The 17,786-nt window shown below is 68.5% G+C and carries 17 protein-coding genes; 7 read left to right on the forward strand and 10 right to left on the reverse strand.

Features of this window, described 5'->3' with window-relative positions:
• Positions 1 to 63: 63 nt before the first annotated feature.
• Positions 64 to 1,779: a long-chain-fatty-acid--CoA ligase gene (locus DYZ02_RS05765; RefSeq protein ID WP_115685394.1), complete on the forward strand. Its 1,716-nt coding sequence runs from the start codon at positions 64 to 66 to the stop codon at positions 1,777 to 1,779.
• A gap of 26 nt (positions 1,780 to 1,805) precedes the next feature.
• Positions 1,806 to 3,512, forward strand: a complete 1,707-nt coding sequence (locus tag DYZ02_RS05770; RefSeq protein ID WP_115686388.1) for a long-chain-fatty-acid--CoA ligase — start codon at positions 1,806 to 1,808, stop codon at positions 3,510 to 3,512.
• Here DYZ02_RS05770 and DYZ02_RS05775 read toward each other — a convergent pair.
• On the reverse strand, positions 3,509 to 4,564 hold the full coding sequence (locus DYZ02_RS05775) for a UDP-N-acetylmuramate dehydrogenase (protein WP_115685395.1): 1,056 nt from the start codon (positions 4,562 to 4,564) through the stop codon (positions 3,509 to 3,511). The genes DYZ02_RS05770 and DYZ02_RS05775 overlap by 4 nt on opposite strands.
• Between DYZ02_RS05775 and DYZ02_RS05780 the strand changes: the two genes are divergently transcribed.
• Genes DYZ02_RS05780 through DYZ02_RS05790 form a run of 3 tightly spaced genes read left to right on the forward strand, consistent with a single transcriptional unit; the run spans position 4,553 to position 6,678 of the window.
• Positions 4,553 to 5,044, forward strand: a complete 492-nt coding sequence (locus DYZ02_RS05780) for a DUF2505 domain-containing protein (protein WP_115685396.1) — start codon at positions 4,553 to 4,555, stop codon at positions 5,042 to 5,044. The two genes, DYZ02_RS05775 and DYZ02_RS05780, sit on opposite strands and share 12 nt — an antisense overlap.
• 21 nt (positions 5,045 to 5,065) lie before the next feature.
• Positions 5,066 to 5,878 (forward strand): class I SAM-dependent methyltransferase, encoded by an 813-nt coding sequence (locus DYZ02_RS05785; protein ID WP_115685397.1) that lies wholly within the window; start codon positions 5,066 to 5,068, stop codon positions 5,876 to 5,878.
• Positions 5,879 to 5,886: 8 nt separating this feature from the next.
• Positions 5,887 to 6,678 (forward strand): LmeA family phospholipid-binding protein, encoded by a 792-nt coding sequence (locus tag DYZ02_RS05790; RefSeq protein ID WP_181896900.1) that lies wholly within the window; start codon positions 5,887 to 5,889, stop codon positions 6,676 to 6,678.
• On the opposite strand, the gene DYZ02_RS05795 is transcribed toward DYZ02_RS05790, so the two are convergent.
• The 8 genes from DYZ02_RS05795 to DYZ02_RS05830 all read right to left on the reverse strand — a co-directional run bounded on the left by DYZ02_RS05795 (position 6,641) and on the right by DYZ02_RS05830 (position 13,851).
• Complete coding sequence (locus DYZ02_RS05795) at positions 6,641 to 7,195, reverse strand: hypothetical protein (protein ID WP_115685399.1); 555 nt, start codon at positions 7,193 to 7,195, stop codon at positions 6,641 to 6,643. The genes DYZ02_RS05790 and DYZ02_RS05795 overlap by 38 nt on opposite strands.
• 14 nt (positions 7,196 to 7,209) lie before the next feature.
• Complete coding sequence (locus DYZ02_RS05800) at positions 7,210 to 7,509, reverse strand: DUF2516 family protein (protein ID WP_115686389.1); 300 nt, start codon at positions 7,507 to 7,509, stop codon at positions 7,210 to 7,212.
• Between the two features lie 77 nt (positions 7,510 to 7,586).
• Entirely contained in the window at positions 7,587 to 8,273 is a 687-nt protein-coding gene (locus DYZ02_RS05805; protein ID WP_115685400.1) for a CGLAU_01105 family protein, read from the reverse strand.
• A 42-nt stretch (positions 8,274 to 8,315) separates the two neighbouring features.
• On the reverse strand, positions 8,316 to 9,599 hold the full coding sequence (locus tag DYZ02_RS05810) for a DUF445 domain-containing protein (RefSeq protein WP_115685401.1): 1,284 nt from the start codon (positions 9,597 to 9,599) through the stop codon (positions 8,316 to 8,318).
• Between the two features lie 102 nt (positions 9,600 to 9,701).
• Positions 9,702 to 10,073, reverse strand: coding sequence for a hypothetical protein (locus tag DYZ02_RS05815; RefSeq protein ID WP_115685402.1), 372 nt, complete (start codon positions 10,071 to 10,073; stop codon positions 9,702 to 9,704).
• 156 nt (positions 10,074 to 10,229) lie between these two features.
• Entirely contained in the window at positions 10,230 to 10,979 is a 750-nt protein-coding gene (locus DYZ02_RS05820) for a succinate dehydrogenase/fumarate reductase iron-sulfur subunit (RefSeq protein ID WP_115685403.1), read from the reverse strand.
• The gene (locus DYZ02_RS05825; protein WP_245945676.1) at positions 10,979 to 13,054 is read right to left on the reverse strand and encodes a fumarate reductase/succinate dehydrogenase flavoprotein subunit; all 2,076 of its coding nucleotides are present in this window, start codon (positions 13,052 to 13,054) and stop codon (positions 10,979 to 10,981) included. The genes DYZ02_RS05820 and DYZ02_RS05825 overlap by 1 nt, the downstream gene beginning before the upstream one ends.
• 23 nt (positions 13,055 to 13,077) lie before the next feature.
• Complete coding sequence (locus tag DYZ02_RS05830; RefSeq protein ID WP_115685404.1) at positions 13,078 to 13,851, reverse strand: succinate dehydrogenase cytochrome b subunit; 774 nt, start codon at positions 13,849 to 13,851, stop codon at positions 13,078 to 13,080.
• A 406-nt stretch (positions 13,852 to 14,257) separates the two neighbouring features.
• Between DYZ02_RS05830 and ramB the strand changes: the two genes are divergently transcribed.
• Together ramB and DYZ02_RS05840 are read left to right on the forward strand one after the other, a co-directional pair.
• Positions 14,258 to 15,661: an acetate metabolism transcriptional regulator RamB gene (gene ramB / locus DYZ02_RS05835; protein ID WP_115686391.1), complete on the forward strand. Its 1,404-nt coding sequence runs from the start codon at positions 14,258 to 14,260 to the stop codon at positions 15,659 to 15,661.
• Positions 15,662 to 15,689: 28 nt separating this feature from the next.
• Entirely contained in the window at positions 15,690 to 16,145 is a 456-nt protein-coding gene (locus tag DYZ02_RS05840; RefSeq protein WP_115685405.1) for an SRPBCC family protein, read from the forward strand.
• A 71-nt stretch (positions 16,146 to 16,216) separates the two neighbouring features.
• On the opposite strand, the gene lpdA is transcribed toward DYZ02_RS05840, so the two are convergent.
• A complete protein-coding gene (gene lpdA / locus DYZ02_RS05845) occupies positions 16,217 to 17,629 on the reverse strand; it encodes a dihydrolipoyl dehydrogenase (RefSeq protein ID WP_181896901.1) in 1,413 nt (470 codons plus the stop codon).
• Positions 17,630 to 17,786: the final 157 nt, after the last annotated feature.

Below are 17,786 nucleotides of genomic sequence, written 5' to 3' on the forward strand. Positions count from 1 at the left end.
CGGGCGGCTTGACCCGCCCCAATAATTTAGGTATAAGGAACTAAACTTAGAAAGGGGAACGCGATGGGAGCGTTTGAAGAAAGGGCCTGGCTGCGCCACTACGCCGAGTGGACGAACCCGGAGCCGGAGCTGGGCACGCACACCCTCGTCTCGCGCTTCGAGGAGTCGGTTCGCGCGCACCCGAGAGCGAAGGCGACCTGGTTCATGGGCGCGGAGCTGACCTACGCCGAGCTGGCGGCGCAGGTGCGCAGCGTGGCCCGGGGCCTGACCGGCCTGGGCGTGCGCCGCGGCGACCGGGTGGTCATCGCCCTGCCGAACTGCCCGCAGCACGTCGTTTCCATCCTCGCCGTGCACTCGCTGGGGGCGACGGTGGTGGAGCACAACCCCCTCTACACGGCTTACGAGCTGCGCAACCAGGTCACCGACCACGGCGCCACCGTGGCGATCGTGTGGGACAAGGCGGCCGGCGTCTACCGCGAGCTCGCCGAGACGACGCAGCTGCGCACCATCGTCAGCGTGAACATGATCGACGCCATGCCCTGGCACCTGCGCACGCTGCTGCGGTTGCCGGTGGGCTCGGTGAAGGCGAAGCGCGCCGAGCTCAGCGCGCCTGCCCCGGGAACGATCCCCTTCGCCACCCTGCTGGTCTCCTCCGATGACGGCGCGTCCGCGGCGGACAACGTCGAGGTGACACAGGAGGATACGGCCTTCATCCTCTACACCTCCGGCACGACCGGAGAGCCCAAGGGAGCCCCGCTGACCCACGGCAACCTCAACGCCAACCTCGTCGCCGGACTGGAGTGGCTGAAGGGCTGGGGCGAAAAGGACGAGAAGATCCTCGCTGTGCTGCCCCTGTTCCACGTCTACGGCCTGCTGCTCAACTTCTCGCTGGCGCTTACCGACGCCGCACAGATCATCCTGGTGCCCGCGCCGAAGCCGGAGCTGATGTTCCCCGCGATCGAGAAGACGAAGCCGACGATGCTGCCGGGCGTGCCGACGCTCTACGAGCGCATCGCCACCTGGGCGCTGGAGAACGACAAGGACGTCTCCTCCATCCGCAACTCCTTCTCCGGGGCCGCAACCCTGCCCACCTCCACGTTGGAGCTGTGGGAGCAGGCCACCGGCGGGCGCCTCGTGGAGGGCTACGGGCTGACCGAGACGTCCCCGATCCTCACCGCCAACCCGATGGACGGCAACCGCCGCCCCGGCTACGTCGGCGTGCCCTTCCCCTACACGGACATCCGCATCGCCAACCCCGACAACCCGGCGGAGACCGTCCCCGACGGCACCCCCGGCGAGCTGCTGGCCCGCGGCCCCCAGGTCTTCTCCGGCTACCTGAACAAGCCGGAGGCGAACGAGAAGGCCTTTTACGACGGCTGGTTCCGCACCGGCGACATGGCGGTGATGGAGGAGGACGGCTTCATCAGGCTCGTCGCCCGCATCAAGGAGATGATCATCACCGGCGGGTTCAACGTCTACCCCGACGAGGTCGAGCAGGTGATGAAGCAGCACCCGGACATCGCCGACATCGCGGTGGTCGGCCAGCCCCGCCCGGACGGCTCCGAGGACGTCGTGGCCTGCGTGACCCTGCGCGAGGGCGCGCCGCTGGAGCCCGAGGCCCTGCAGGCCTTCGCCCGCGAGCGCCTCACCCCCTACAAGGTCCCGCGCACCTTCTACCACTTCGAGGAGCTGGAGCGCGACCAGACCGGCAAGATCCGCCGCAAGGCGGTGCAGAAGCTGCTCCTGGAGATGCTCGAGGCCGGAACCGCCCGGCAGTAGGCGCTTGCGGGCCTATACTCGTGGGCATGCCTGATCAGCAGAACAAGCCCTGGTTGAAGTACTACCCCGAGTGGACCGCCCACTCGCTGGAGTACGGCACCACCACGCTGCCGCGCATCTACGAGGAGAACCTGGCCGCGAACGCCGGCAAGCCCGCGACCTGGTTCTTCGGCCACACGCAGACCTACGCCGAGCTCGACCGTGAGGTGCGCTGCGCCGCCGCGGGGCTCAAGGCCTTCGGCGTGCGCCCCGGCGACCGCGTGGCCATCATGCTGCCGAACTGCCCCCAGCACGTCGCGGCGTTCTTCGCCGTGCAGATGCTCGGCGCGGTGGTGGTGGAGCACAACCCGCTCTACACCGCCGCCGAGCTGCGCCCCCAGTTCCAGGACCACGGCGCGCGCATCGCCATCGTGTGGGACAAGGTCGCCGACACGCTGGAGAAGCTGCGCCCTGACACGGACCTGGAGACCGTGGTGAGCGTGGACATGACCAAGGCCATGCCGCGGCTGCAGCAGCTCGCCCTGCGCATCCCGGTGAAGAAGCTGCGCGCCGCCCGCGAGCAGCTCACCGGCCCCTCCACCCACACGGTGCCCTGGGAGGTGCTCACCGGGCTCGCCATCGGCGGCGCGGGCACGGACATTTCCTACCCCGACACGCTCACCCCGGACGACCCGGCGCTGATCCTCTACACCTCCGGCACCACCGGCAAGCCGAAGGGCGCCCAGCTGACCCACAAGAACCTGCACGCCAACGCGTGGCAGGGCGTGGCCTGGGTGCGCCAGCTGCAGGAGCCGGGCCAGCGGATGCTGGCCACCCTGCCCTTCTTCCACGCCTACGGGCTGACCTTCTCGCTGACGCTGACCTTCCTCATCGGCAGCGAGGTGATCCTGCTCCCGGCGCCGAACATGGACCTCATCATGAACGTGATGAAGAAACACACGCCCTCCTTCGTCCCCGGGGTGCCCACCCTCTTCGAGCGCATCATCTCCGAGGCGAAGGAGAAGGGGGTGGACCTCAGCGACGTGGAGATCGGCTTCTCGGGCGCGTCCTCACTGCCGGAGGCAGCCATCGAGCAGTGGGAGTCCATCACCGGCGGCCACCTCATCGAGGGCTACGGCCTGACGGAGACCTCCCCCATCGTCATCGGCAACCCGCAGAGCGACAACCGCCGCCCCGGCTACATCGGCATCCCCTTCCCGGACACCGAGGTCCGCGTGGCCAACCCGGACAACCTCGACGAGGAGATGCCCGTCGGCGAGGCGGGCGAGCTGCTGGTGCGCGGCCCGCAGGTCTTCTCCGGCTACCTCAACAACCCCGAGGCCACGGAGAAGGCCTTCCACGACGGCTGGTTCCGCACCGGCGACATGGGCTTCATCGACGAGGACGGCTTCATCAAGCTCGTCTCGCGCATCAAGGAGCTCATCATCACCGGCGGGTTCAACGTCTACCCGCAGGAGGTCGAGGACGTGATGCGCGAGCACCCGGACGTCGTCGAGGTCGCTGTCGTGGGCCGACCGCGCTCCGACGGCTCCGAGGACGTCGTCGCCTGCGTCACGCTGCGCGAGGGCGCGCCGCTCGAGCCGGAGGGGCTCAAGGCCTTCGCCCGCGAGCGCCTCACCCGCTACAAGGTGCCGCGCACCTTCTACCACTTCGAGGAGCTCGCCCGCGACCAGCTGGGCAAGATCCGCCGCCGCGAGGTGCAGGCCGAGCTCATGGAGATGCTGGAGGACTAGACCTCCACGCCCACCCACACGGGCTCGGGCACCAGCCGCACGCCGAAGCGCTTCTCGACGCCACCCCGGACCTCCCTGGCCAATTCCACGATGTCCGCGGCGGCCGCGCTGCCCCGGTTCGTCAGAGCCAGGGTGTGCTTGGTGCTCAGGCGCGCTGGGGCGCCCTCGCCGGGGTAGCCGCGGGGGAACCCGGCGCGCTCGATGAGCCACGCCGCCGAGAGCTTCTCCCGCCCGTCCGGCTGCGCGAAGCGCGGCATGCCGGCCTCGCCCACCTGCGCCTCGATGGTGTCGGCGACGGCGGTGTCCACCACGGGGTTGGTGAAGAACGACCCCGCGGACCAGGTGTCGTGGTCGGCGGCGTCGAGCACCATGCCCTTCGCCCGGCGCGTGGCCAGGATCTCCGCGCGCGCCTCCGCCAGCGGTAGGCGCTGCCCGCCGAGGTGGCGCAGCGGGCGGGAGAGCTCCGCCTTTTCGAGGCGCAGCTCGAGCTCGAGCACGACCGCCCGGTGGGTGAACTTCAGGTTGGAGTAGCGGTACGCCAGCTCCAGCGACTCCGCCGGCACCCACTCGTCGGTGTTCGTCTCGCGGTTCCACAGGCGCACCCGGGTGAGCACCTCGGAGATCTCCGCCCCGTAGGCGCCGACGTTCTGCACCGGGGTGGCGCCCGCCGAGCCCGGGATGCCGGACAGCGCCTCGATGCCGCCGAGGTCGCGCTCGACGGCGAAGGCCACGACGTCGTCCCACACGGTGCCGGCGCCGATGCGCAGGATGGTGGCGTCGACAAGCTCCTCGACGGGCTCAATGCCCTCGTTGCGGGCGAGGACCGCCGTGAGGTCGAGCTGGCCGTCCGCGACCACGAGGTTGGAGCCTCCGCCGACGACGAGCAGCGGGGTTCCCTCGGCGTCGAGGCGGGCGACGGTCGCGGCGAGTTCTTCGGCGCTGGTGCAGCGGATCAGCGCGCGGGGGGCGCCGCCGACGCGGAGGGTCGTGAGGGAGGCGAAAGATGAATCAGACACGGCAACAACGGTAGTCTGATGGTCATGACCGCACACAGTGAAACCACCGTGACCATCAACCACCCGGCCGAGAAGGTGCACAAGGCCTTCTCCACCAGGGAGTACTGGGAGTTCATCGCCGAGAAGCTCTCCCCCGAGCCCGGCCAGCTCGCCGAGTTCACCGGTGACACCGCCACCCTCTTCGAGGTCCTGCCCCAGTCCATCCTCCCCGAGGCGGCGCAGGCCATGATCTCCCAGGACCTGAAGCTCAAGCGCGTGGTCACCATCGGCGCCCTCGAGGGCGAGAACGCGCAGCTTTCCTACACCGGCGACGTCAAGGGCACCCCGGTGGACTTCTCCGGCACCATCGCCCTGGCCGGCGCGGGCGAGACCACCACCCTGAGCTACGACAACGAGGCCAAGGTGAACATCCCCTTCATGGGCGCAGCCCTTGAGCCAAAGGTCAGCGACGCGCTGGAGGAGATCTTCGGCAACGAGGCTAAGCTGACCGAGCAGTGGATCTCCGAGAACCTCTAGCCCCTCCCCCTCTTTCCGACGATGGCCGACCACGCCCATAATCTGCGCGCGCAGACCGGGCCTGGTCGGCCTTTCGGCGTGATCACCCGCGGCACCACCGGGTTCAACAGGCTGCGCCGCTCCGACCGCTGGACGCGCCACGAACCGCGCATTCAGTCGCTGCTGCGCTCGGCGCCGCGCCCGCTCGCCGTCGACGTCGGCTACGGCAACTCCCACACCACCACCGTCGAGTGGGCCCGCTGGCTGCGCCAGGTCAACCCCGGCGTCGAGGTCGTGGGGCTCGAGATCGACCCGGCCCGCGTGCTTCCGCCCCGAGACGGCGTGCGCTTCGAGCTCGGCGGCTTCGAGCTCGCCGGCTACCGCCCCCACCTCGTGCGCGCCTTCAACGTACTGCGCCAGTACGACGTCGCCGACGTCCCCGCGGTGTGGGAGGCCGTGGCCTCGCGCCTCGCGCCGGGGGGCTTCTTCATCGAGGGCACCTGCGACGAGCTCGGCCGCCGGGCCACGTGGGTGCTTCTCGACGCCACCGGCCCCCTCTCCCTCCACCTTTCCTGGGACCCCAACGACGCCGCCCGCCCCTCCGACGTGGCCGAGCGGCTGCCGAAGGCGCTCATCCACCGCAACGTGCCCGGCGAGCGGATCCACGACCTGCTCGCCGACGCGGACGCCGCCTGGGAGCACGCCGCCGGGTGGGCTCCCCACGGCCCCCGCGTCCGCTGGGCCCACGCGCACGCTAAGCTGCGGCAGCGCGGCTGGCCGGTCCAGCCGCTGCGGCGCAAGCTGCGCGACTGCACCCTCTTCGTCGATTGGGCCGCGGTCGCGCCCTCCGTATGATGAGCCCCATGAAAACAGCCTGGAAAGTCACCGTCTCCGTCCTCGCGGCGCTGCTCGTCCTCCTCCTCGTGGCGGAGTTCGGGCTGCGCGCCTTCATGGCCGGCCAGATCCGCTCCGACATGGCTGCGCAGAACCCGGAAACCATCTCCGCCGAGCAGGCCGACGAGGCCAAGGTGTCCTTCGGGCCCAGCCCCCTGACCCTCGGGCTGCTTCGCGGGGTCGTCCCCCACGTCGCCATGACCACCCCCTCGACCCTGGTCGCCCAGGGCGAGACCTACACCGGCCAGCCCGGCGCGGACATCTCGGTGGACAACCTCTCGGTCGCCGACGGCCGCCAGGTGGCCGGCCGGCTGCGCATGACCACGGACCTGCCCGACGATTACGTCCGCGCCATCCTCCAGGAGCAGCTCTCCAGCAGCATCCAGGGCGGCGGCGCCTCCTTCCTCGACGGCCTGCTCACCGTCTCCGGGGTGGCCTCCCACCCCGAGACCGGAACCTTCACCGTGGAGGTCAGCGACGGCGCCGCGGCGATCGACCTGCGCCCCGCCATGGTCAACGACTCGCTCACCTTCGAGGCCGCCTCCACCGAGCTGTTCGGCTTCCAGCTGCCCGACACCGTCACCCGCGGCATCACCTCAGCCCTCCAGCAGGGCGTCGAGGACGCAGTAAACTCCGAGATGCGCGTCACGGAGTTCACCGTTGTCGACGGGGCGCTGCGCGTCACCGTGGAGGGCGAGAACGTCGACATGGAGGAGCTGTCCGCTACGGGCGCACAGCCGGGCGCGGCGCGGGTGGGGTAAGGAAGACCCTGCTGGCCCCCGCTTCCAGCGCGGCCACGACCGCGTCCTCGCCGCCCTCCACGCCGTAGGCCGCCACCTCGGCCCGGGTGCCGGTTAGGTCCACCCCGGAGGGCACCGCGAGCACCTCGGCCCCCGAGCGCTCCGCCGCAGCGGCCAGTGCGGCACCGCCCGAGTGGATCACCCCGAACCGGGTCTCGGGGGAAATGGCCTGGTGCACCGCGATGACGTCGGCAAGCGCTGCGTTCTCGTCGAGCCCCGGGTCCACCGCGAGCCACACCTCCGCCGCCCCGCTCTCCGCCGCGAGCCGCGCCTCCGCCGCCTTGATCACGCTGTGGTGGCGCCCCGTCGGCCAGCCGACCACCGCGATGACGGGCACGCCGAGCCGTCTCGCCGCGGCGACGTGCGTCGGCTCGACGACGACGCCCGCCCCGAACCGTTCCGGGGACACGTCAAAAGGGGGCTGGCCACCCAGGAGAGACACGCCCGTCCGGGTGGCCAGCCACTGCAGGTCATCCATCGCCCCGGCCCGAACTACCACCCGTAGCTGCCGCGGATGATGCCGCTGAGCTGCGGGCGGACGTCGAAGTAGTAGATGCCGATGGCCACCGCCCCGAACCACGAGACGAAGGGCAGGGGCAGCAGGCAGGCGATCGCCGAGCCGACGAGGATGGCCACCCACACCCACTTGCTCTGCCGGTTCCCCGCCTCGAAGGCGTCCTCCCTCGTCGTCGCCGCGAGGACCGCGCCGACGACGCCGGCGATGCCGACGAGGATGAACAGGACGCTGCGCAGCAGCACGGGGAGGCTGAGGATGGTTCCCACCGTCCCCATGGAGGCAAAGTCAATCACGCGTTTCTCTTTCTATCTCCGCTTCGAGCTTTCTCCGCTTCGGGTACTGCGGAGAAATTCTACTTGTCGTCCTCCGCGACAACCTCACCGTCGACGACGTCGCCGTTGGCGTCCTGCGCCTTCGGCTTGTCGAACTGCTCGGTCACCTTCCCGATCAGCCCCTCGAGGCGCGAGCGCAGGTCGTTGACGGTGCCCTCGGCGTCGATGTCGGATTCCTCGGCCCTGTTGCGCACCCCGGCGACCGCCTGGTTGAAGGCCTCGCGCACCTCGGAGAGCGCGTCGCCGAAGGCGGCCTTGGCGTCCTCGGTGTGCGGGGACTTCACGGTCGCGTCGCCGGCGCGGGAGAGCGAGCCGGTTAGGTCGCGCAGGATCCCCTCCGCGTCGGTGGCGAAGGAGGACGCGGCGGCGCGGAAATCGCGGTCGTTGTCCGCGGAGTTGAAGGAGGAGCGGGCGTTGTTGATCGCCGCCTTGAACTGTTCCGTCAGGGTGTCGTGGGAATCCGCGGTGTCGCCGAGCGCGTGCGCGCCCTGCGGGGCCTCCGGGGAGCGGTCCTCGCGGAAGTTCTGCGCAAAGTGGCTCACCACGTTGCCCAGGGCGGAACCCGCGAGCAGCCAGGCCTCGCCGGCGCTCTTCAGGCTGTCCATCAGCGAGCCGCCCTCGTCGTGGAAATCGGCCTTGGGCGCGTCCGCGGCGTTCTCGTCGAAGTTGCCGGTGACGTCGTTGTGCGGGGTGTAATCGGAGGTCATCGTCCCATTCCTTTGTTCGTTGGCAGTTGCTTGCTCAGTTTTCTAGAAAAAAAGTATCTGGGACACAGTGTAGATAGCCAGACCCGCCAGCGCACCCACGATCGTGCCGTTGAGCCTGATGAACTGCAGGTCCTTGCCCACCATGAGCTCGATCTTCTCGCTCGCCTCCTCGCCATCCCAACGCTGGATCGTCTCGGAGATAATGCCGACGATCTCGCCCGCGCCGTTCTCCGCGACGAAGTGGGTCACCCGCTCCAGATTGCGCTCCGCGGCGGCCCGCACGTCCGGGTCCTCCACCAGCTTGCCGCCCCACTCCAGGCACAGCGAGGTGATCTTGCGCCGCAGCGGCGAGTCCGGGTCGGCGGCCGCGTCGGCCAGCGAGTTCGCCACCTGCTGCCAGATCCCCCCGGACAGGTTCGCCAGCGCTTCCGAGCCCAGCACGTCGGCCTTGACCGACTCCACCCGGGCGATCATCGCCGGGTCGTGCTGCAGGTCGCGCGCGAACTGCGAGATCTGGCGGCGGATCGCACGGCGCGCCTCGTGCTCCGGGTCCGTGTCAACCTCCGCCATGAAGTCCACCATCTCGCGGTAGACCTTCTCCCCCACCAGCTCCTTGGCGAAGCGCGGGGCCCAGCGCGGCATCCGCTCGTCGATCATGGTGATCACCGCGTCTTCCATTTCGCCCACTTTTCGACGCCCCCACGCGATCGTGTCGTCGACAAGCGGCTCCACCTTGCCGTCGGCGATCAGCCCCTCGAGCGCGCGCCCCAGCGGCGGCCCCCACTCGGGCTCCGCCGCCCGGCTCACCACCTGCGACTGGATGAACCGCTCCGCCTCCTCCGGGTCAATGCCCGCCACCGCCCGCTGGATGAACGAACCCGCCCGCTGCGAGACCGCCTCCGCGTTGCCCGGCACCGTCAACCACTGCCCCACCCTGCGCGGCACGTCCGCCGCCGCGACTTTCTCCGTGATGGTCTGGGCGTTGAGGAAGTTCTCACTGACGAACTCGCTGAGCGCGTCCGCCACCTGGTCCTTCTTCCGCGGGATGATCGCGGTGTGCGGGATGGGCAGGCCCATCGGGCGGCGGAACAGCGCCGTCACCGCGAACCAGTCGGCCAACCCGCCGACCATGCCGGCCTCGGCGGCGGCCCGAACGTAGCCCACCCACGCCGGGGCCGCGCCGTGGGACTGCCACCACGAGCACGACAGGAAGATCGCCGCCATGACGCCCAGAAGGCTCGTGACGAACACCTTGTGGCGGCGCAGGGTCGCCCGCCGCTCCGCCTCGTTGGTGGGGGCGGGCAGGCCGAAAGCTTGAGTAGACATGCCCTCGATTAAAGCAGCACGCCGCCCGGGAACGCGCGAACTCCCCGCCGCTGCCGGCGCAGTGGCGGGGAGTTCGTCGTGGAGGTGCCAGCTTAGCTCACGCTAGTTCACGCGGCCGGTGCGCTTGCGGTACTCCTTGTAGCCCTTGCGGGAGGAGGCGATGAGCACGAACCCGAGGGTAAGGGTGACAGCCACCTCGATGAGGCCGAGGACGAGCAGACGGTTGCTCAGGTCGATCTGGGTGCCGGTGCCCCAGATGTGAGCCGCCGCGCCCCACACGGACAGCCCGATGCCGAACAGCGCGGCGAGAATCAGGCCGAGGCCGAACCACAGCTTGCGCGTGTGGAGGGAGGAGTGGGGCGCGCCCAGGGAAGCCGGGTCGTAGCCCTCGATGTAGGCATCTTCGATGCGTGCCTCGTAGTCCGGGAAAGACTCACTGCGAATGTCCGCTACGGAGTCGTGGGAGTAAGCCATGTCGCTCGTTTCCTTTGTTTGCCTCGAAAAGGTGGGGGGAAGGCCCGGGCGTCGCGCGGTGGCCGGGTCGTGACCTGTGCCGCCGCCGTGCACTGTAGGTGCACGTTCTACCCGTGACCTGTGACAGCCACAGTATACGGCACCCGGGTTCGCCGTTTAGTTGTCGTTTCCTCGGAAGGCCGCGCGGGCGCGCTCGGCGTTGATCGCGCCGACGGCGTCCAGCGGGATGCCCGCCGGGCAGACGTCCGCGCACTCGCCGAACAGGGAGCAGTGGCCGAAGTTGGTCTCCAGCTCGTCCACCATCTGGCGGGCGCGCTTGCCGCGCTCCTGCTTGCCCAGCGGGAGGAGCTTGAGGTGCTTCAGCTTCGCACCGGTGAACAGGTGGGCCGCGCCGTTCGGGCACGCCGCCACGCAGGCACCGCAGCCGATGCAGGCCGCGTAGTCGAGCGCGAGCTCGGCGTCGTGGTGGTTGACGTGCAGGGTGTCGGCATCCGGGGCCGTGCCGGCGGCGACGGAGACGTAGCCGCCCTGCTGCATGACGCGGTCAAGCGCGGAGCGGTCGACGGCGAGGTCCTTGATCACCGGGAAGGCGCCCGAGCGGAACGGCTCGATCTTCAGGGTGTCGCCGTCCTTGTAGTTCACCAGGCGCTGGAGGCAGGCCGTGGTGTTCTGGCCGGCGCCGTGCGGGCGGCCGTTGACGGTCACGCCGCAGGTGCCGCAGATGCCCTCGCGGCAGTCGGAGGCGAAGGTGAAGGGCTCCTTGCCCGCCTCGACGTACTTGTTGTTCACGTGGTCCAGCAGCTCCAGGATGGACATCTGCTCGACAGCGTCGTCGACCTGGACCGTTTCGTAGCTACCTTCAGTATCGGGTCCGGCCTGACGCCAGATCTCAAGTGTCAGCTTCATTACTTGTAGTTCCTTGCCATCAGAGGGATCGAATCGAAGTGCAGGGGCTCGGCGTGGCGGATGAACTCGCCCTCGCCGGCCGGCTCCCAGGCGGAGACGAAGCACCATTTCTCGTCATCACGCTCGGCCTCGCCGTCCTCGGTGAGGTGGTCGAGGCGGTAGTGGGCGCCGCAGGACTCGTCGCGGTCAAGGGCGTCCACGCACATGAGCTCGCCGAGGTTGATGTAGTCGACGAGGCGGATCGCGGCCTCGAGCGTCTGGTTCATGTCGTTCGGGGTGCCCGGGATGGAGATGTTGGCCCAGAAGTCCTCGCGCAGGGCGCGGATCTTGCGCAGGCCCTCCTGCAGGCCCTCGACGGAGCGGGAGACGCCGCAGTGCTCGTAGAGGATGTCGCCGAGCTGCTCGTGGAAGTACTCCGGGCCGTGCGGCTCGGGGCCGCGCACGCTCATGAGGCGCTCGATCATGTCCTGGGTGCGCTGGACAGCCTCCAGCGCCTCCGGGGAGTCGGTCGCCGGGGCTTCCTCGCCGAGGTGGTTGGCCAGGTAGTTCGGGATGGTGAACGGGAGGGTGAACCAGCCGTCCACGGAGGCCGAGAGCAGCGAGTTGGCGCCCAGGCGGTTCGCGCCGTGGTAGGTCCAGGAGCACTCACCGGCGGCGAAGAGGCCGTCGATGGAGGTCATCTCGTTGAAGTCGGTCCACAGGCCGCCCATGGTGAAGTGGACGGTCGGCGCGATGCGCATCGGAGACTTGTAGGGGTCCTCGCCGGTGGAGTCCTCGTACATCTCGAAGAGGTTGGAGTAACGCTCGCGGATGACGTTCTCGCCGAGGCGCTCGATGGCGTCGGAGAAGTCGAGGTAGGCCGAGTTGTGCAGCGGGCCGACGCCGTAACCGGCGTTGAGCTGCTGGGAGATGGCGCGGGAGGCCACGTCGCGGGGCACGAGGTTGCCGAAGGCCGGGTAGCGGCGCTCCAGGAAGTAGTCGCGCTCCTCCTCGGGGATGGTGTTCGGGTCGCGGTCGTCGCCCTTTTCCTTGGGGGTCCAGATGCGGCCGTCGTTACGCAGCGACTCGGACATGAGGGTGGTCTTCGCCTGCCACTTCGCGTTGACCGGCAGGCCGGTCGGGTGGAACTGGATGAAGCAGGGGGAGGCCAGGTAGGCACCGCGCTCGTAGGCGCGCATCATGGCGGAGGAGTTGGAGTTCTTCGCCAGGGTGGTCTTGTGGTAGACGTTGCCGTAGCCGCCGGTGGCCAGGATCACGGCGTGGCCGGTGAACGGGGTGATCTCACCGGTGATGAGGTTACGGGTGACAATGCCGTTGCAGTGCTTCTTCCCGTCCTTCTCGGTGATGATCAGGTCCATCAGGTCATGGTGGGTGAAGATCTCCACGTTGCCGAGGTGGATCTGGCGCTGCAGGGCCGAGGCGGTGGACAGCTGCAGCTGCTGGCCCGTTTGGCCGCGGGTGTAGTACGTGCGGGAGACCTGCACGCCGCCGAAGGAGCGGGTGGCCAGGGTGCCGCCGTACTCGCGGGCGAAGGGGGCGCCGATGGCGTTCATGTGGTCGATGACGCGGACGGACTCGACGGCGAGGCGCCAGCAGTCGGACTCGCGGCAGCGGTAGTCGCCGCCCTTGACGGTGTCCTTGACGTGGCGGTAGGCGCCGTCGTTGTCCACCTTCTTGCCGCGGGCGGAGTTCACGCCGCCCTGCGCGGCGATGGAGTGCGCGCGGCGCGGGGCGTCGTGGTAGGTGAAGGCCTTGACGTTGTAGCCCAGCTCGCCGAGGGCGGCCGCTGCGGCGCCGCCGGAGAGGCCGGTGCCGACAACGAGGACCGTGAACTTGCGGCGGTTCAGCGGGGAGACCAGGTTCATGTGGTCCTTCTGGTACTCCCACATGTCCTTCATGCGAACCTCGTGGCGGTTCGGTTCGGCGTTGTCCAGGATCAGGCCCGGGGTGACACCCTCGATCACGGACGCGGGCTGGCGGAACTCCGCCTGCGCGCCGGCGGCGGTGGTGCCCGCAGCGGTGGCGGTCGGCTGCGAGGTGGCGCCGGAACCCTGGGGGTTAATAGACGTAGTCATGTGTGTGTTCTCCTAATCAGCCGTTACCGAGTGAAACCGGGGACCCAGCCGAGCATGATTGCCAGCGGCATGATGATGTTGCCGAGCACGACGATCGCCGGGAGGATGTAGGCGAGGATGACCATGATCGCGTGGCCACGCTTGCCCAGCCAACCGAGGTCGGAGACGGCGAGGTAGATGCCGTGGGTCAGGTGCAGCAGCAGCGCCAGGTTGGCGATGATGTAGACCAGCGCGACCCACCAGCGGCTCGGGGCGAAGGTGGCGAGCAGGTTGTTGCGCACGGCCCCGTGGACGAACTCGTCGGAGGCGACGACCTGGCCGAAGGTCAGGTCGAGCAGGTGGAAGAGCAGGAACAGCAGCAGGATGATGCCGGTGACGAGCATCCAGCGCGTCGCGGTGGACTGCCAGCCGCCCATGAGGTTGGTGCGGCGGAACTTGCCGCGGGAGCGCGAGGAGCGGGCCTTCAGCGCGAAAGCGCCATAAATGTGCAGCGCCAGCGCGACGAGCAGGACGATGCGGATAATCCACAGGATCGAGCTGTACGGGAACAGCGGCTCACCCATGGTCCGCAGGAACGCGCCGTAGTCGTCGATGGGCGCGACGCCGTTGGCGTGCAGCGGCATGAAGATCTTGAGGTTTCCGACCATGTGGCCGAGAACGAACAGGCCGAAAATCAGGCCGGTCACGGCCATGGTGAGTTTCAGGGCCCAGGTGGGGAAGGACGGCCGCTCGCGCAGCGGCTTTTCGGTAATTTTTCCGTGACGAATTGCGTCACGATCTGCGTTTTGAACAGTCATGGCACCTCCAGTGTCGTTAACACTCTACGAAATGCGCCGGACGTTCACATATTCAACGCCCGCGCTTTTCGACGCCCCACCCCGCGTTTCCCCGGCCTCGACCGCCTCCGGCGCACCCTCCGCCGGGGCGATCGCCCCACCCCCAGGCCGTTTCGAGCCCCCTCCCAGCCGTTTCGGATCGGGCCGCCGCGGCCCGGTGCCGGACGCGCCACGGAGTTGTGACCTTTGCCACCATTGTGGGCCGGGTGTAGCGGAGGCCCCGCCCCACACCCCAAAGGGTGTCAAACTTTCGACTGTTAGGCGGCCCTAACCCTCCACCCGCACTTGAAGGCATGTCTGTGAAGGTCGTTCGCATCTCTTCACACTTCGGCGGCCCGGGTCGGAGATCAATGGTTAGATAATGCTCATGGCCAAGACTTACGTGGGTTCCCGGTTGCGCCAGCTGCGGCGCGAGCGCAACCTGAGCCAGGCGTCGCTGGCGGCCACTCTCGAGCTGTCGGCCTCCTACGTCAACCAGATCGAGCACGACGTGCGTCCCTTGACCGTCCCCGTGCTCAAGCGCATCACCGAGGCCTTCGGGGTCGACGCAACCTTCTTCTCCCGGGACGACGACTCGCGCCTGCTCGCCGAGCTCAAGGACGTGGTCGAGGATCAGGAGCTGGGCACCCCGCACATCGAGCTGCAGGAGCTGTCCGAGCTGGTCTACCGCCACCCCACGGTCGCGCGGACGGTGGTGGAGATGCACCGGCGCTACAGCAACGCCCGCGACAAGCTCACCCTCGCGACGGATTCGCGCGTCTCATCCGCTGAGAGCCTCGCCATGCCGCACGACGAGGTCCGCGACTTCTTCTACTCGCGGCAGAACTACCTCGACGACCTCGACCACTCCGCCGAGACCCTGGCGGAGGAGATCGGGGTGGAGCGCTTCGGCATCCACGCCACGGAGAGGGAGCTGACGCGGCGCATCACCCGCGATCACGGGATCGAGGTGCGCACCCGCCCCTCCGAGCAGGGGGTCCTGCACCACCTCGACGTGGCCAGCGGGGTCCTCGAGCTCTCCCCCATCCTGTCCTCGGGCCAGCGCGCCTTCCGCATCGCCTCCGAGCTCGGCTACCTCGAGGCGGGCTCGCTTATCGACGCCCACGTCGCCGCCGAGCCCTTCTCCTCCGAGACCTCCGCCAACCTGGCCCGGCGCGGCATCGCGAGCTACTTCGCCGCCGCCACCCTCCTGCCGTACACGCTCATGCACTCCGAGTCCGAGCGCAACGGTTACGACGTGGACTACCTGTGCCACGTCTTCGGCGTGGGCTACGAGACGGTCGCCTCGCGGCTGTCCACCCTCCAGCGCGCCAACAAGCGGGGCGTGCCCTTCACGTTCGTGCGTGTCGACCGGGCGGGCAACATCTCCAAGCGCCAGTCCGCCACCGGCTACCACTTCTCCACCTCCGGCGGCACGTGCCCGCTGTGGGGCATCTACGAGTCCTTCGCCCGGCCCGGCGAGTCCGTGCGCCAGCACGCGATGATGCCGGACGGGCGGACCTACCTGTGGGTCGCCCGCACCGTGCGCCACCACCGCTTCCAGTTCAACGAGACGGAGAAGCTCTTCGCCATCGGCCTCGGCTGCGAGACCCGCCACGCCGAGCGCACCATCTACGCCCGCGGACTGCCCCTCGACGACATCTCCCAGGCCACCCCCATCGGCGCGGGCTGCAGGGTGTGCCCGCGCGAGCACTGCCCCCAGCGCGCCTTCCCCTCCATCCAGCACGGCATCCAGGTCGATCCCCACACCACCGCGATCGCCCCGTACTGAGCGCGGGATTTTCCCTACACTGGGTGCCATGACTGACACCAATTCCGCAACCCGAGTAATCGACGCCTCCGCCGACACCATCTTCGACCTGCTGTCCAACCCGCAGCGCCACGCCGAGACCGACAACTCCGGCATGGTGGTCTCCGCCGACCAGGCGGAGCGCCTGAAGGCCGTGGGCGACACCTTCACCATGAACATGACGAAGGAGGACGGCGACTACCAGACCCGCAACGAGGTCTTCGCCCTCCAGGAGAACAAGGTCATCGGCTGGCAGAACCAGGAGAACACCACCGCCGGCGTGAACGTGGGCGCGAAGTGGCTCTACGAGCTCGAGCCTGTCGACGCCGACCACACCCGCGTCACCCTGACCTACGACCGCTCCGAGATCGGCCTGGACAACGTCCGCGCCATGTCCGAGAAGTTCGACGATGACTTCCTCGAGACCAGCCTCGACGCCCTCGCGTCCGCGGTCTCCGGCAGCTAACCGCCCCCGACAACGCACGAAAGGAGCTCACCGAACCGGTGAGCTCCTTTTTGGCGTCGTGAAGCGAATGCCTAAAGGTTGATCATGTGGCCCTCGATGCCGTGCGCGGCCTCCTTGAGGGCCTCGGACAGCGTCGGGTGGATGTGGATGTTGCGCGAGATCTCACCGGCGGTGAGGTCGAAGCGCTGGGCCAGGGTGATCTCGGGCAGCAGCTCGGAGACGTTGGCGCCCACGAGGTGCGCGCCGAGGATCTCGCCGAACTCGGCGTCCGCCACGATCTTGGCGAAACCCTGCGTCTCCGCCAGGCCGACGGCCTTGCCGTTCGCCGAGTAGGGGAAGGAGGAGACCTTGATCTCGCGGTCCGGCCACTTCTTGCGGGCCTGCTCCTCGGTGTAACCCATGGAGGCGACCTGCGGGTTACAGAAGGTCGCGCGCGGGGTCATCATGTAGTCCTCGATGAGCATGGTCTCCGCGCCGGCGATGACCTCGGCAGCGATGACACCCTGGGCCTCGGCGACGTGGGCGAGCTGCAGCTTCGCGGTGACGTCGCCGATGGCGTAGATGCCCTTGACGTTGGTGCGCATGTGGTCGTCGATGGCGATCGCGCCGCGCTCGGTGAGCTCGACGCCGGTGTTCTCCAGGCCGTAGCCCTCGGTGCGCGGGGCGAAGCCGACGGAGATCATGACGCGGTCGACGGTGAGCGTCTCGGTCTTGTCCGCGCCGTTCTTCTGCACGTCAACCTCGACGGAGTCGCCGTCGTCGCGCACGGCGGTGGTGGCGTGGCCGGTCATGAGCTTCACGCCGAGCTTCTTGTAGGCCTTCGCGATCTCCTTCGACACGTCCTTGTCCTCGTTCGGCAGGACGCGGTCCATGTACTCGACGACGGTGACGTCGACGCCGTAGTTCGACAGCACGTAGGCGAACTCCATGCCGATCGCGCCGGCGCCCACGATCACCATCTTCTTCGGGGCCTCGGGGTTGAGGATCTGCTCCTCGTAGGAGACGACGTTCTCCGACAGCTCGATGCCCGGCAGGGTGCGCACGACGGAGCCGGTGGCGATGATGCAGTCGTCGAAGGTGACAACCTTGCCCTTGTCGTCGCCGTCGGTGATCTCGATGGTCTTGGCGTCCGTGAAGGAGCCGAGGCCGTGGATCTCGGTGATCTTGTTCTTCTTCATCAGGTAGTGAACGCCGCCGACGATCTTGTCGGAGACGCCGCGGGAGCGCTTGTGGGCGTCCGCGTAAACGAACTCCACCTCACCCTTGATGCCGAAGGTCTTGGCATCGTGGTTGAAGATGCTCGCGACCTCGGCGTTCTTGATAAGAGACTTGGAGGGGATGCAGCCCACGTTCAGGCACACACCGCCCCAGTACTTCTTCTCGATTACGGCGACCTTCTTGCCCAACTGTGCAGCGCGGATGGCGGCGACGTAGCCACCGGGGCCCGCGCCGAGTACAACAACGTCATAATGTTCATTACTCACGCTGACAAGGATACGTGCGCACGCGCCGCGGTGACAGTGGAGGCCGGGCAAGAGACCCCCGGCGGACGCGGTTTCTGAAAATTACCCTGTAATATCCCGGCATTCTGGCGAGATATTCCAGTGGAAAGCCCGCTCCACGCGCACTCCCCGCAGGAGT

Source organism: Corynebacterium senegalense (assembly GCF_900411315.1).
GTDB classification, from domain to species: domain Bacteria; phylum Actinomycetota; class Actinomycetes; order Mycobacteriales; family Mycobacteriaceae; genus Corynebacterium; species Corynebacterium senegalense.